The following is a 14119-nucleotide window of genomic DNA, read 5'->3' as shown; positions in this document are numbered from 1 at the left end:
CCATGTTCGATCCAACCGAATGCTGGAACTATCTCAAACAGGCAGGCTACGTTGCATGTTAATCGCCCGATGCTCTAACTTATCAGCCGAGTTCCCGCCCCCTCTGGGCCTCGACATGTCCGAGAAAGCCTGCACTGCCGCAACGTGCTACTTGCCCGCGCGCCGCCCGGCCTCATAGGCTCGCCGGGCCCAGACGGTCATTTCGTCCGGGTCATCAAAAGCGCTGTCGGGAATGCTCCAATAGGGCATGGCGACCAGCTTGCCGTGGCGTGAGCCGGTATAGGTCCACTGCCGGCAACCGGCGGCTTCGAAGTCGGGCGCGCTTTGCTCGTCGGCCTTGAGCAGCAATTCGCCGCGCAGCACGATGGCGACGATCACGCCATCGAAATAGATGCCCTTACCGCCGAACAGTCTGCGGATGCTGACCGGGCCTAGCCCCTCGAACAGTTCGGCGATACGTTCATTGTCCATGCCGCGATCATGTCATCGGCATTTGACATTGTCATCGCGCACCCAAAATCATGCTGACAGGTTGGGAACATTTCGTCGGAGTTCTTATCATGCCGCTTCTGCTCAAGGGGTCCTGCCGCTGCAATGCCGTGCGTTTCGAGGTGGAAAGCCACACGCCCGTGCCGTTCATGCTCTGCTACTGCTCGATCTGCCGCAAGCAGCAAGGCGGCGGCGGGTTCGCCCTCAATCTCGGCGCCGACTACAAGACGCTCAACATCAGGGGCAAGAGAAGCCTCGGCGTCTATCGGGCCGAGATCGAGGATGACGAGCATCCGCAATGCGAAATCTCGACGGGGGAACGCAATTTCTGCCGCAAATGCGGGTCGGCGTTGTGGCTCTACGACCCGACCTGGCCGGATCTGGTGCATCCCTTCGCCTCGGCGATCGACAGCGACCTGCCGAAACCACCTGAGAAGGTGCACCTGATGCTGAAATACAAGGCGAGCTGGGTAGAGCCTGATGTCGGCAAGGGCGACAAGACGTTCGACGTCTATCCCGAGGAATCGATCGCCGACTGGCACAAGCGGACGGGTATGTGGGTTGAGTAGCTTTCTTCGCCCATTTACCGGGCGAAGATGCCGGCAAGCAGACGAGGGCCGCGCAAACTTACGAAAGGCTGGTGCTGCCCCTCATCCGGCCCTTCGGGCCGTTCGTCATTCGAAAAGCCAAGCAGCTGGCTTTTCGCCCGCTGCGCGGACCATTCCTCACCTCCCCGTAAACGGGGCGAAGGGGAGCTCAGGCCGAAGCGCGAGCCTCTGCCAGCGCCTTGAGATCGGCCGGCTTCAATTCGACCGATTCGCCACAGCCACAGGCCGAGCTCTGGTTCGGGTTGTGGAAGGTGAAGCCGGTGCGCAGCGTCGTCTGCTCGAAATCCATCTCGGTGCCGAACAGGAACAGGGCCGCTTCCGGCGCGACGTAGACATGGGCGCCGTCGCGCTCGATATGGTCGTCCTTGGGATTGGGTTCGATCACCAGGTCGACCGTATATTCCATGCCGGCGCAGCCGCCCTTCTTGATGCCAAGACGAATGCCATGCGCGTTGTCGCGCGTGGCGACGATCTCGCGGACACGCTCGGCGGCCTTTTCGGTCATCGTGATGACGGCAAAGCGTCCCATGTCATTCTCCACTTTCGCGCGAGTTCAAGGCCCGCAGGATGAGTCTTGCCTAAAATGGTTACAATTGCACGTTGCTGCAAGAGATCTTATTGCCATTGTCCGTTCAGCGCTGCCGTCGCGTATGCATCCAGAACAGCTTCAGATGACTCCCGTTCATGCTCCTCCAAGGCATAGAACGCGTCATCCAAGGCATTGAAATCTATGCCACGGCCGCCGGCTTCACCCACGATTTCCATCCTTGCCAAACGCTCATCGGGAAAACATTCGCCCAGCAGAGCACAGGCCTGTCGTGTCAATTCCGCATGCATTTCAAGGCCCATCGCGCGGAAACCTTGAATGGCCCCCTGCGCCGTTATCCCGTAAGAATTCCAAAAATACTGCCTGAAGCCGCCGTTCAGAACCTGCCAAGTCAGTAACTCGACGCAGATGACGTTCCTGATCGCGGAAGGCATAGCGCTGATAATTCTACGATACTTGGGCGGTTGATCGAGAGCGCCGATAACTGGAGCGCCCCAAAGCTCAACGACTTTCTCCGAAGGCGGAACATCCCTTGCGCTCAAGTAATCCGGCGGAAATTTGTCGGACATAGTTTCGTCTGACCGCCTCAATACCACCCAACCGCGACTTGCGCCTCTTCCGACATGCGGTCGGGCGACCAGGGCGGATCGAACGTCATGTTGACTTCGACGCCCGACACGCCTTCGACGGCGCCGACGGCATTTTCCACCCAACCGGGCATTTCACCCGCCACCGGGCAGCCAGGCGCGGTCAGCGTCATGTCGATCTTGACCGAGCGGTCGTCCTCGATGTCGATCTTGTAGACGAGGCCGAGCTCGTAGATGTCGGCCGGGATTTCCGGGTCGTAAACGGTCTTCAGCGCCGAGACGATGTCGTCGGTCAGCCGCGCCAGTTCGTCGGCGGGAATGGCCGTGGCGGAGACGACGCTGTTGACGCCGGCTTCCGGCGTGGTCTCGGTTGTGGTGCTCACATCTTCCATGGTCGTCACCCGAAAAACTTGCGCGCTTTTTCCAGCGCCTCGGCCAAAGCGTCGACTTCGGCCCTGGTATTATACATGCCGAAGGATGCCCTGCATGTGGAGGTTACGCCAAAGCGTTTCAACAGCGGCTGGGCGCAATGGGTGCCGGCGCGCACTGCCACGCCCTGCCTGTCTATCACCATCGACACGTCATGGGCGTGAATGCCCTGCAGTTCGAACGAGATGATGGCGCCTTTGCCGGGCGCGTCGCCGAAGATGCGCAGCGAATTGATGGCGCGCAGCCGTTCATGTGCGTAATTCTTGAGGTCTTCCTCGTGCGCCGCGATGCGTTCGCGACCGACAGAGTCCATGTAGTCGAGCGCAGCACCCAGCCCTATCGCCTGCACAATCGGCGGCGTGCCGGCCTCGAAACGATGCGGCGGCTCGTTGTAGGTGACGATGTCTTCCGTCACCTCCTCGATCATCTCGCCACCGCCCATGAAGGGACGCATACCCCCGAGAATGTCCTTCTTGCCGTAGAGAACGCCGATGCCCGAGGGGCCATAGACCTTGTGGCCGGTAAAGACGAAGAAATCGCAGTCGAGGTCCTGCACGTCGATCGGCATATGCACGGCGCTCTGGCTGCCGTCGACGAGCACTGGAATGCCCCGCGCATGCGCAATGCGCACGATCTCCTTGATCGGCGTCACCGTGCCCAGTGCATTCGACATCTGTGTGATGGCGACAAGTTTCGTCCTGTCGGTCAGCCGCTTCTCGAATTCCTCGACGTGGAAGACGCCGAGATCGTCGACCGGCACCCAGACCAGCTTGGCGCCCTGCCGTTCGCGAATGAAATGCCAGGGAACGATGTTGGAATGGTGCTCCATGATCGACAGCACGATCTCGTCGTCCGCGCCGATATTGGGCATGCCATAGCCGTAGGCGACGGTGTTGATCGCAGACGTCGTATTCGAGGTGAAGACGATGTTGTCGGTGCTTGGCGCGTTGAGAAAGCGGCGCACCGTCTCACGCGCCTTCTCATAGGCGTCGGTCGCGGCGTTGGACAGGAAATGCAAGCCGCGATGGACGTTGGCGTATTCCTGCGAATAGGCGTGCTGGATCGTATCCAGCACCACCTGCGGCTTCTGAGCCGAGGCGCCATTGTCGAGATAGACAAGAGGCTTGCCGTAGACTTGCCGCGACAAGATCGGGAAATCGCGGCGGATCGCCTCGACGTCGTAGGGGATGGTTTCGACTTTCTGGTCCATTTCGAAGTCCTTGCCGCTCCAGGCAGCGTTTCGTCCAGCACCCCTCATCCGTCTTGGCGCTTCGCGCCAATCCACCTTATCCCACAAGGGGAGAAGGAAGAGTGCTTACCCGTGTGTCACGAACCATTCATCGAGCCGCGCTTCCAGCGCCTCGACGATCGTCTCGTCATCCATCTCCTCGATCACCTCGGCGACGAACGCTTTCACCAGAAGACCCCGCGCGGTCTTCTCCTCGACGCCGCGCGCCATCAGGTAGAACAGATGGTCGTGGTCGATCTCGGTGACCGTCGCGCCATGGCCGCACACGACGTCGTCGGCGAAGATTTCGAGTTCGGGCTTGGTCGAGAACTCGCCATCGTCCGACAACAACAGCGTGTTGCAAGCCATCTTGGCGTTGGTCTTCTGCGCATATTGGTGGACATTGATGCGGCCCTGGAAGACACCGCGCGCCTTGCCGGTGACGACATTGCGGATCACTTCCGTCGATGTCGTGTGCGGCACGGCGTGGTCGAGCACCATGGTGACGTCGGTGTGGGTGTCGCCCGCCAACAGATTGATGCCACGCAACTTGAAGTCGGCGCCCTCGCCGGTCGTCTTGATCACGATCTCCTGGCGCACCAGTCTGCCACCGGCGTTCATGACGAACAGCGTCAGTTTCGCGTTCTTGCCGATATGGGCCTTGAACTGCGCCAGATGCGTCGCCGTTTCCGGCTGCTCCTGGACGATCAGCCAGGTCACCTCGGCGCCCTCGCCGAGCACGAGCTGGCTCACCGAGCTGACCAGCGCCACGCCCTCACCTGCCTGACGCTCGACGATAACAGCCTTAGCGCCAGCGCCGACGCGCACAGGCAAACGCACATGGGTCTGGCCGCCTGCCTGCAAATTCTGCAATTCGAGCGGCTTTTCCAGCTCGGCGCCGTCGGCAATGTCGATGAAATAACCGTCGGCGACAAATGCCGTGTTCAGCGCGCCGATAGCGTCGTCGCTGCCATAGGGGGCGAGGTCCGGCGCTATGCTGCCGTCGGTCAGCTTTTCCGACAGGCGTTGGACGCTGACGCCCTCGACGACTGGCGCCTTGGCGCTCGACACGCCGTTCAGCATGGCCAGAACCGTCGAGCCGTCAACGATCGGCGCAATGGCTTTCGCCGCGGCGGCCGGATCGAAATCCGGAACCGTATTCAACAGCCGGCGCAGATCGGTGTAATGCCAGGATTCGACGCGCCGCGTTGGCAGGCCGTGCTTGATCGCTTCGATGGCGTCATCGCGCTTCAGCATCACCGCGCCGTCACCCGGCAGCAGCGACAGCCGGTCCCCGAACGCGTCGATCAACGCTGTCTCGGCCGGTGTCCGCTGCGGTTGTGTGTGAATGTTCATCAGTCTTGCCTCTGCCATTTCACGCGGCTTCGCCGATCACGCCGGCATAGCCGTTGGCTTCGAGGTCGAGTGCGAGCGACTTGTCGCCCGACTTGATGACCTGGCCCTTGTAGAGCACGTGCACGGTATCCGGCACGATGTGTTCAAGCAGCCGCTGGTAATGGGTGATGACCAGGAAGGCCCGGTCGGGCGAACGCAGCGCGTTGACGCCGTCGGACACGATCTTCAGTGCATCGATATCGAGGCCGGAATCGGTCTCGTCGAGCACGCAGAGTTTCGGTTCCAGAAGCTTCATCTGCAGAATCTCAGCGCGCTTCTTCTCGCCGCCGGAGAAACCGACATTGAGCGGCCGCTTGAGCATGTTGATGTCCATGTTGAGCGAAGCGGCGGCTTCCTTCACGCGCTTCAGGAATTCCGGGATTTTCAGCGGCTCCTCGCCACGCGCCTTGCGCTGCTCGTTCATCGCCACCTTCAGGAATTCCATGGTCGCCACGCCCGGTATTTCCATGGGATACTGGAAGGCGAGGAAGATGCCGGAAGTGGCGCGCTCGGCCGGGTCCATTTCGAGGATCGACCGGCCGTTGTAAAGGATGTCGCCCTCGGTCACCTCATAGTCCTCGCGGCCGGCCAGGATATAGGACAGCGTCGATTTGCCCGAACCGTTCGGGCCCATGATGGCGGCGACCTCGCCTGCCTTCACCGTCAGGTTCAGGCCGCGGATGATTTCGGTGCCATCATCGACGATGCGGGCATGAAGGTTCTTGATCTCAAGCATATTCGTTCCGTTTCACAAAGTTTCCGCTCAATGCCAGCGCCAGCGCCATTCGCCGTCGGTTTTGGCTTTGATGAACGGTATGATTGCGCCCGTTAGGGCAAGAATAATGAGGACAAAGAGCCAAGCCGGCAGCGCTGCTGCGATCTGGGCCAGCACCAACGCGACAACCACGAGGACGAACACAACCGCGAAGGCCCAGCCTTTCCAGTTGCTGGGCGTTGCGCCGTAGCCGAAGCGCTTTGGCCTGAACCACGCCTCCCCTGTCATCCCACGCTTCCCTCAAGACTGATCCCAATCAGCTTCTGCGCCTCCACCGCGAACTCCATCGGCAGTTGCTGGATGACATCCTTGACGAAGCCGTTGACGATCAGCGCGATCGCTTCCTCTTCCGGAATGCCGCGCTGCATGACGTAGAATTTCTGGTCTTCGGAAATCTTCGACGTCGTCGCTTCATGCTCGAACTGCGCCGTCGAGTTCTTGGCTTCCATATAGGGCACGGTGTGCGCGCCGCATTGGTCGCCGATGAGCAACGAGTCGCAATTGGTGAAGTTGCGGGCGTTGGTCGCCTTGCGGTGCGCCGAAACCTGGCCGCGATAGGTGTTCTGCGAAAAGCCGGCGGCAATGCCCTTGGAGATGATGCGGCTCGATGTGTTCTTGCCGAGATGGATCATCTTGGTGCCCGAGTCGACCTGCTGGTAGCCGTTCGACACCGCAATCGAATAGAATTCGCCTGAGGAATCGTCGCCGCGCAGGATGCAGCTCGGATACTTCCAGGTGATGGCCGAGCCGGTTTCGACTTGCGTCCACGAGATCTTCGAGCGGTTGCCACGGCAATCGCCGCGTTTGGTGACGAAATTGTAGATGCCGCCCTTGCCCTCGGCGTCGCCGGGGTACCAGTTCTGCACTGTGGAATACTTGATCTCCGCATCGTCGAGCGCCACCAATTCGACGACAGCGGCATGAAGCTGGTTCTCGTCACGCTGCGGCGCCGTGCAGCCTTCGAGATAGGAGACGTAGGCCCTCTCCTCGGCGATGATCAGCGTGCGCTCGAACTGGCCGGTGTTCTTCTCGTTCATGCGGAAATAGGTCGACAGCTCCATCGGGCAGCGAACGCCCTTGGGCACGAAGACGAACGATCCGTCGGTGAAGACGGCGGAGTTCAGCGTGGCGTAGAAATTGTCTGACGTCGGCACCACCGAGCCCAGATATTTCTGCACCAGTTCGGGATGCTCGCGGATGGCTTCCGAGATCGAGCAGAAGATGACGCCGGCCTGCGCCAGTTCCTTCTTGAAGGTGGTGACGACCGACACGGAATCGAACACCGCGTCGACCGCGACGCGGCCCGACTTGTAGACATTGTCGCTGGCTTCATCGAGTTCGGAAGCATCGGTCTTCTGGACACCGGCCAGGATTTCCTGCTCCCCCAGCGGAATGCCGAGCTTCTCGTAGACCTTCAGCAGTTCGGGATCGACGTCGCTCAGCGACTTCGGGCCGGGCGTGCTCTTGGGCGCCGCATAGTAATAGATGTCCTGGAAATCGATCTTGGGATAGTTGACGCGCGCCCAGGTCGGCTCCTCGAGCGTCAGCCAGCGGCGATAGGCTTCCAGCCGCCATTCCAGCATCCAGGACGGTTCGTCCTTCTTTGCCGAAATGAAACGGATGATGTCTTCGCTCAGGCCCTTGGGGGCCTTGTCGACAGCGATTTCGGTCTGGAATCCATATTTATACTGGTCGACATCGATCTTGCGGACTCGATCGATCGTCTCCTGCACAGCAGGCATAAGCGTTCTCCATCCACGCCGGGGTCAAGGCCCGACAGTTTTCAAACTATGGCACCGCCGAAATGGACACCAAAAGGGGCATTCGCGGCAGCGTAAGTTTCATATAGTGCGCTTCGACCGGAAATTCACCCGGCCAGCATGAAACGCACGGCTCTACCAGGCCCGAAGGCCTGAATACGTTACCCAAACATCGGATTTTCCCGAAAACCGCTACGCACTTTTCGGTCCGATGCTCCCAACCGCTACGCGGCTCTATCCCTATCCGCCTTGTCTCTGGCGGCTTGGCGCGCGGCGATCCCCGCCAGCGCGGCGCGGAACAGTTCGATGTCCTCGGCGCCCGTCGCCGAACCGATCGACACGCGCAAGGCGCCGAGACTGTCGCCGTAGCCCATTGCCTTCAGCACATGGCTCGGCCCGACCTTGCCCGACGAGCAGGCGGAGCCGGCCGACAGCGCCACACCGGCCAGATCGAAAGCGATCTGCGCGGTTTCCGCCTTGACGTTCGCAATAGCGAAGAATGTCGTGTTGGCAAGCCTTGGTGCGCCGGTTCCAAAGATTTCCGCCTCGGGCACCAGCACTTTCACGATGGCTTCGATCTCGTCACGGCGCTGCCGCACCGCATCCATAGCCTGCAATCCGGCCAGAGCCTCGCGCGCGGCCGCGCCAAAACCGGCGATGGCGGCGAGGTTTTCCGTTCCGCCGCGATGGCCCTTTTCCTGGCCTCCACCGTTAATCAGGGGCTTGGGCATCATCAGATCGGCGGCGGCGACAATGGCCCCGACGCCCTTGGGGCCACCGATCTTGTGCGAAGATAGAATCAGATAATCGGCGTAACCCTCTGACATATCGATTGAAACGCGGCCCGCGGCCTGAACGGCGTCGACGACGAGAATACCGCCCGCCCCCTTGACGATCCCGGCGATCCGATCGATCGGCTGGATCACGCCGGTCTCGTTGTTGGCGGCATGGATCGCCACCAGCGGCAGGCCATCGGCCTTGTCGTGAGCGTCAAGCGCGGTAGCCAGGGCAACAAGATCGGCAATGCCACTGGCATCGACGCCGATGCGCGTCACCTGCGCTGCCGGGAAGCGCCCGCCATTCAACAGGCAGGGATGGTCGGCCGCCGACACGTAAAGCCGGCTCATGCGAACGCTGCCACGCCCCATCTGCCAGTCCGGGGTCAGCAGCGTGGAGGCCGCTTCGGTCGCGCCGGAGGTGAACACGACATGCTCGGGCCTGGCATTCACCAGCGCCGCAACCTCACGCCTCGCAGTCTCGATCAGGCGCCGCGCCGCGCGCCCTTCGGCGTGGACCGAGGACGGATTGGCGGTCAGGTCAAGCGCCGCGACCATAGCCTCGCGTGCCGCCGCGAGCAGCGGAGCGCTGGCATTGTAGTCGAGATAGGCGCGTTTTGCGGCCATTTTCGTCCAGTCGGTCCCTTCAGAAGCCATTCCGCTGTCGTATGGCGTTATTTCCTTGAAATTCCAAGGCGAGCCGTCCTATTTACGCGGCTTGCGGCGCGGTAGCCAGGCTCGACGCCTGGCCACTTAGTTTTGAATAGTTCTAAACTAGCTTCTAGGAAGACGCTCGCCCTGCGTCAAGGCCAGAGGAAGACACGTTCCGGGCGCCGCGCATTCGTATACCAAGTGGAGTATTTCATGCCTGAGGTCATTTTCACCGGTCCGGCCGGCCGTCTGGAGGGACGCTACCAGCCCTCCAAGGAAAAGAGCGCGCCGATCGCCATCGTCCTGCATCCGCACCCGCAGTTCGGCGGCACGATGAACAACAAGATCGTCTACGACCTCTTCTACATGTTCCAGAAGCGTGATTTCACCACGCTGCGCTTCAATTTCCGCGGCATCGGCCGCAGCCAGGGCGAATTCGATCACGGCACCGGCGAATTGTCTGACGCGGCCGCCGCTCTCGACTGGGTGCAGTCGCTGCATCCGGATTCCAAGAGCTGCTGGGTCGCCGGTTATTCGTTTGGTTCGTGGATCGGCATGCAGCTCCTGATGCGCCGGCCCGAGATCGAAGGCTTCATCTCGATCGCGCCGCAGCCGAACACCTATGATTTCTCGTTCCTGGCGCCCTGCCCGTCATCCGGCCTGATCATCCATGGCGATGCCGACAAGGTGGCGCCGCCCAAGGATGTGCAAGGCCTGGTGGACAAGCTGCACACGCAAAAGGGCATCACCATCACCCAGAAGACCTTGCCCGGCGCCAACCATTTCTTCGCCAATGACGCCGACCTTTTAATCGAGGAATGTGCCGACTATCTCGATCGGCGGCTCGCCGGCGAGTTGTCGGATCCTCGGCCGAAGCGGCTGCGCTAAGACGTCAGGTCATGCCATGGCGGGCGGACAATGTCCGCCTCGCCGGTATCTGCTTTGCGGGCGTGCCGGCCACATTAGGCAAGCTTTTCGCTCATCCACGCGCCCGGCACCGCCTATCTTTCTGGCGCAACCAGCCGGAATGACGATTTGCGGACCGGCAGGCCCGTCGCTGCCGGCCGGAAGATGAAGCCGAGGCGGGCAAAAACCAACCCGCAGACAAGCGCGAAGGCGCAGCCAAGGCCGAAGCCGGCCACCGTGTCGCTCGGATAGTGCGCACCGACGAAGACCCTGGTCGAGGCGATGCAGGCCGTCACAGCCAGGGCGATATACCAGCGCCGCGGAAACAAGAGCAGCAGGATGCCGAACACGGCGCCCATCGTCGTGGCGTGGCCGGAGGGAAATCCGGCGAAGCGGGCGTCGAAGGCAAAAGGATGCAGCGCAAGAACACCGAAATCCTGGAAATAGAGCGGGCGGGCACGTCCGATCGCATATTTGAGGACGTTCACCAGCAAGCCGGACAGGCCGACCGAGGCGAGCACGAGAAACGCCAGGCAGGTCCAGTTGTAGATGAGCATCAACCGCCGCCGCGAAAGACTGCGCCAATCGGTCAGGTTGGCTGCGACAAGCAGGAGCGCCGACGGGATCAGGTACCAGCCACCGAGCGCGAACTGCGTCAGGAATTCTGCGAGCCTGCCGACGCCGGGCGACCACTGGCCATGAATCTGCCCCGCCAGCGTGTCGAGCCGAACGAACGCGGCAGCCGTCAGCAAGACCCAAACAATTGCCCAAACCGGCCACACTATATCTGGGTATCGGGCAGGACGAGCGGCAAAGCGGCCCTTCGCGATGCGCATCGTGTCGCGAAAATTGTCGACCGACCGCCGCCCCACCCCCAGGAGCTTGCCAGAAAAGGGTAGGCGCGATTTCACGAGCATTGGGAACTCGACACCATCATCGAAGTCATTGCGCGACACGGTAAAGGCCGAGCGACAGTTTGTCTCCCGACGAATAATTGAGGCCATCGATCTCGGCGACACGGTTCACCGATTTGCCTCGCACCGACAGCATACCATTGAGTTTCTGCTCGTCGCCGATCGGCGCCAGCCCCAGCGCGCAGGCAGGGTCGGCAAGCAGATGTTCCGCAACGCCGCCGACATCCGTCAGCACCGTTTTCGTGCCGACCAGGAACACCAGGCTCGGTTCCTGGTAGCGCGCCGAGGCCAGCACCGTCGTGTCGCAAGGTTTATTGGCAAGCACCGCCGCCTTGATCGCCGGGCTCAGCCATATCGGTTTCAGCGACGGCGCGATGACCCCGAACAGCAAGGCATAGGTGATGCCAGCACAAGCCGCGACGGCGCCGATGCGGGGCAGCGGCACCTGCAGCTGCCGGGAAAACGCGAGATAGCCGGTGCCGAGCGCGGCGGCTGCCGCCGGAATGCTCCACCAGGAGAAAGCGTGGGTGAGGTAAATCGGCGCTCCGATGCAGACCGCGGCAAGGCCGAGGCTGACCACCACCAGACCAAACGCGGTCGACCACCACAGCCATTGCTGCCAGCGCTTGAGCGGTGCATTGGCGTCCTGCGGCTGCAACGTCAGCAACCAGCCGATCAGCAGCGCCATGCCGGGATAGGCCGGCAGCACGTAATGCGGCAGCTTCGTCGGGATCAGTTCGAACACCAGCCAGAATGGAATATACCAGGCAAGGCAAAAGCGCAGCCTGATATCGTCGCGCAGACGGTTCAGGGCCTGAAGGCCGGCGCCGACCGCGATCAACCCGAACGGCCACATGAACAGCGAATAGGTCAGCATGTAGAAGCCGGGCGGCAGGCCGTGCGATTCCTCGCCCGACGCGACCTTGCCGAGCATGTCCTTGCCGACCGCCTGCTGCAGGAAGGCGCCGTGGCTCTTCCAGGTAATCGCGGCGAGCCAAGGCAGCGCGATCAGCACGACGAGCAGCAGTCCGCGCCCGACCCTGAGCTTCGACAGCCAGCGCCCATCACGCTCGAAGGCGAACAGCACCGCGATGGTCAGCGCCGACAGCAGCGGCGCGATCGGGCCCTTGATCAGGATCGCCGCCCCTTGGGCGATCCAGAAGATCCACCAGAGATGGCCGCCAACCGGCTCGTTGCGGCGCGATGCCAGATAGATCTGCGCCAGCGCGCCTTGTGCCGCCACGCAGCAGGCCAGCAGCATCGCATCGGTCTTTGCGTCGCGGCCTTCGAAAGCGGTGGCGAAGATCGCGGCCATCACCAGGCCGGCGGCAATACCGGCACTCGCTCCAAACAGATTGGTCCCTGTCCATGCAATCGCCAGCACGGCAATGGCGATGCCAAGCGCGGAGACCGTGCGGTAGATCCAGATCGGCGCCCCGGCGCCTTGCCCGCTGAGTGCCACGGCCGCCGATTGCAGCCAGTAGATGCCGATCGGCTTCTGGTAGCGCGAGGCATCCTGAAAGCGGATATCGACATAGTCGCCGCTCTCGACCATCTGCTTGGTGGCTTGGACGAAGCGCGGTTCGTCGCGGTCGAGCGGCGGCATCGATGCCAATCCCGACATCGTCATCAGCAGGCTGAACAGGAAGAGAAGAATGTAGTTCCTGTTCAACGCCATGCTTTAGCCTCTGTGATGGATTTTCGAAGTGACGGGCCGCTCAATCGACCTTGGTCATAGCCGCCTTGCGCTCATTGGCGATCAGCCAGAGATTTCTGACATAGATGAACATGCCCATGGCCTGGCCGGCGATGAACACCGGATCCTGGCGCTGGATGGCGTAGATCAGAAGCAGACCGCCGCCAAACAACGAGAAAAACCAGAACGCCACCGGCACGACGCTGCGCTTGGCCTTTTCCGAAGCGAGCCACTGCACGACGAAGCGCATGGTGAAGAAGAACTGGGCGATGAAACCGAGCAGAACCCAGGCGTCGAATTGCTTGATGAAAACCTGGTGAAGCCAGGTTACCAGTTCCTGTAACACGTTAACCACGCCTGATTTCCTCTACTTTTGGCATTCTGCGACGCCTGCGGCGCAACCACCAGACGCCGCCAAGATCGAGCACGCCTTGCAGGCCGCGATCGAAAATGCCGTAGTTCGATTTCCCGTGCCGGCGCGAGCGATCGATGACGTCGCAATGCACGACGCGATACCCCTCTTGGATAACCAGGGCCGGAACGAAGCGATGGGTGCCGTCGAAGAACGGCAGTTTGCGTAAGATATCGGTATGAACCGCTTTCAGGCCGCAGCCGGTGTCGCGCGTCTCATCATGCAGGATGGCGTTTCTCAGCCAGTTGGCGAAACGCGACGCCAGTTGCTTGACCTTGCTGTCGCGGCGCTTGAGGCGCTGTCCCTGCGCGGCGCCGAAATCGGGGCCGGCCTGCCGCAATGCGTCGACGAGCACGGGAATGTATTGCGGATCGTTCTGTCCGTCGCCGTCGATCGTTGCGACGATGCCGCCGCGCGCCGCCCAGGCGCCCGAACGCACCGAGAGACTCTGGCCGGCGGATTTCGGGTGCCGCAATTCCCGCACCGGGAATGGCCGACGTGCCGCCTGCTCGGCAAGCACCGCAGCGGTTTCGTCGGTCGAACCGTCATTGACGATGATCAGCTCGAAATCACGCCCGGTCATCGCCGTCTCGATCTCGTCGATCAGCAGCGGCAGGTTTGCCGCCTCGTTCCTGCAAGGAATGACGATGGATATCAATGCGTCCGGCATGTCGCGTGGGGCTCTGTCGTCGGGTATGGCATTCGATGGATGCCATGCGGTGCCGTTGGAGGTCGTGGGGTTGCAGGAACCTTGTGGCGCGGCGCCTCATTACGCCAGCCGAAACGATGAAGCAAGCATTCGTGCCCCATGGCGCGCTACGCCGTTTCAACAAGGGTTGATCGCGTTGCCGCTTTCCTGATCGGGAACTCCGGGTCGGCGCACCAGCAAAACCGGATTCCATTTTTTGCTGCTCACGAACTCCTGGTGCCGCGAACAGGCGCAAAA

The 14119-nt window shown here is 61.6% G+C and carries 16 protein-coding genes; 2 read left to right on the top strand and 14 right to left on the bottom strand.

Annotated elements, in window-relative coordinates; all coding sequences use genetic code 11:
* Nucleotides 1–147: 147 nt before the first annotated feature.
* On the bottom strand, nucleotides 148–471 hold the full coding sequence (locus FJ548_RS06430; protein WP_140609417.1) for a TfoX/Sxy family protein: 324 nt from the start codon (nucleotides 469–471) through the stop codon (nucleotides 148–150).
* Between the two features lie 89 nt (nucleotides 472–560).
* On the opposite strand from FJ548_RS06430, the gene FJ548_RS06425 reads away from it, so the two are divergent.
* Nucleotides 561–1058 carry a GFA family protein gene (locus FJ548_RS06425; protein WP_140777375.1) on the top strand — a complete coding sequence of 166 codons (498 nt, stop codon included), beginning with the start codon at nucleotides 561–563 and terminating at the stop codon, nucleotides 1056–1058.
* Between the two features lie 187 nt (nucleotides 1059–1245).
* Here the strand turns inward: FJ548_RS06425 and sufA are convergent, their stop codons facing one another.
* The 9 genes from sufA to FJ548_RS06380 all read right to left on the bottom strand — a co-directional run bounded on the left by sufA (nucleotide 1246) and on the right by FJ548_RS06380 (nucleotide 9221).
* The gene (sufA, locus tag FJ548_RS06420; RefSeq protein ID WP_140777373.1) at nucleotides 1246–1626 is read right to left on the bottom strand and encodes a Fe-S cluster assembly scaffold SufA; all 381 of its coding nucleotides are present in this window, start codon (nucleotides 1624–1626) and stop codon (nucleotides 1246–1248) included.
* An 86-nt stretch (nucleotides 1627–1712) separates the two neighbouring features.
* Nucleotides 1713–2213 carry a DUF4375 domain-containing protein gene (locus FJ548_RS06415; protein WP_140777371.1) on the bottom strand — a complete coding sequence of 167 codons (501 nt, stop codon included), beginning with the start codon at nucleotides 2211–2213 and terminating at the stop codon, nucleotides 1713–1715.
* Nucleotides 2214–2230: 17 nt separating this feature from the next.
* Nucleotides 2231–2623 carry an SUF system Fe-S cluster assembly protein gene (locus FJ548_RS06410; RefSeq protein WP_140777369.1) on the bottom strand — a complete coding sequence of 131 codons (393 nt, stop codon included), beginning with the start codon at nucleotides 2621–2623 and terminating at the stop codon, nucleotides 2231–2233.
* 5 nt (nucleotides 2624–2628) lie between these two features.
* Nucleotides 2629–3870, bottom strand: a complete 1242-nt coding sequence (locus tag FJ548_RS06405; RefSeq protein ID WP_140777367.1) for a cysteine desulfurase — start codon at nucleotides 3868–3870, stop codon at nucleotides 2629–2631.
* Nucleotides 3871–3975: 105 nt separating this feature from the next.
* Nucleotides 3976–5244 carry a Fe-S cluster assembly protein SufD gene (gene sufD / locus FJ548_RS06400; RefSeq protein ID WP_140777365.1) on the bottom strand — a complete coding sequence of 423 codons (1269 nt, stop codon included), beginning with the start codon at nucleotides 5242–5244 and terminating at the stop codon, nucleotides 3976–3978.
* Nucleotides 5245–5263: 19 nt separating this feature from the next.
* Nucleotides 5264–6019: a Fe-S cluster assembly ATPase SufC gene (sufC, locus tag FJ548_RS06395; RefSeq protein ID WP_140777363.1), complete on the bottom strand. Its 756-nt coding sequence runs from the start codon at nucleotides 6017–6019 to the stop codon at nucleotides 5264–5266.
* A gap of 27 nt (nucleotides 6020–6046) precedes the next feature.
* The gene (locus tag FJ548_RS06390; RefSeq protein ID WP_140777361.1) at nucleotides 6047–6286 is read right to left on the bottom strand and encodes a hypothetical protein; all 240 of its coding nucleotides are present in this window, start codon (nucleotides 6284–6286) and stop codon (nucleotides 6047–6049) included.
* On the bottom strand, nucleotides 6283–7800 hold the full coding sequence (gene sufB, locus FJ548_RS06385) for a Fe-S cluster assembly protein SufB (RefSeq protein WP_140777359.1): 1518 nt from the start codon (nucleotides 7798–7800) through the stop codon (nucleotides 6283–6285). The genes FJ548_RS06390 and sufB overlap by 4 nt, the downstream gene beginning before the upstream one ends.
* 242 nt (nucleotides 7801–8042) lie before the next feature.
* Entirely contained in the window at nucleotides 8043–9221 is a 1179-nt protein-coding gene (locus FJ548_RS06380) for a cysteine desulfurase family protein (RefSeq protein ID WP_140777395.1), read from the bottom strand.
* A gap of 237 nt (nucleotides 9222–9458) precedes the next feature.
* On the opposite strand from FJ548_RS06380, the gene FJ548_RS06375 reads away from it, so the two are divergent.
* Nucleotides 9459–10133, top strand: a complete 675-nt coding sequence (locus FJ548_RS06375; RefSeq protein ID WP_027042409.1) for an alpha/beta hydrolase — start codon at nucleotides 9459–9461, stop codon at nucleotides 10131–10133.
* 113 nt (nucleotides 10134–10246) lie between these two features.
* On the opposite strand, the gene FJ548_RS06370 is transcribed toward FJ548_RS06375, so the two are convergent.
* The 4 genes from FJ548_RS06370 to FJ548_RS06355 form a co-directional block, all read right to left on the bottom strand.
* Complete coding sequence (locus tag FJ548_RS06370) at nucleotides 10247–10903, bottom strand: phosphatase PAP2 family protein (protein WP_246678570.1); 657 nt, start codon at nucleotides 10901–10903, stop codon at nucleotides 10247–10249.
* Between the two features lie 190 nt (nucleotides 10904–11093).
* Nucleotides 11094–12743: a glycosyltransferase family 39 protein gene (locus FJ548_RS06365; protein WP_181165581.1), complete on the bottom strand. Its 1650-nt coding sequence runs from the start codon at nucleotides 12741–12743 to the stop codon at nucleotides 11094–11096.
* A gap of 40 nt (nucleotides 12744–12783) precedes the next feature.
* Nucleotides 12784–13116: a lipid-A-disaccharide synthase N-terminal domain-containing protein gene (locus FJ548_RS06360; RefSeq protein ID WP_140609439.1), complete on the bottom strand. Its 333-nt coding sequence runs from the start codon at nucleotides 13114–13116 to the stop codon at nucleotides 12784–12786.
* The gene (locus FJ548_RS06355; RefSeq protein ID WP_140609441.1) at nucleotides 13109–13843 is read right to left on the bottom strand and encodes a glycosyltransferase family 2 protein; all 735 of its coding nucleotides are present in this window, start codon (nucleotides 13841–13843) and stop codon (nucleotides 13109–13111) included. Before FJ548_RS06355 ends, FJ548_RS06360 begins: the two co-directional genes overlap by 8 nt.
* Nucleotides 13844–14119 lie beyond the last annotated feature (276 nt).

It is taken from the genome of Mesorhizobium sp. B2-4-17, assembly GCF_006441275.1.
Classification (GTDB): domain Bacteria; phylum Pseudomonadota; class Alphaproteobacteria; order Rhizobiales; family Rhizobiaceae; genus Mesorhizobium.
This window is presented reverse-complemented; position numbering and strand designations above follow the sequence as displayed.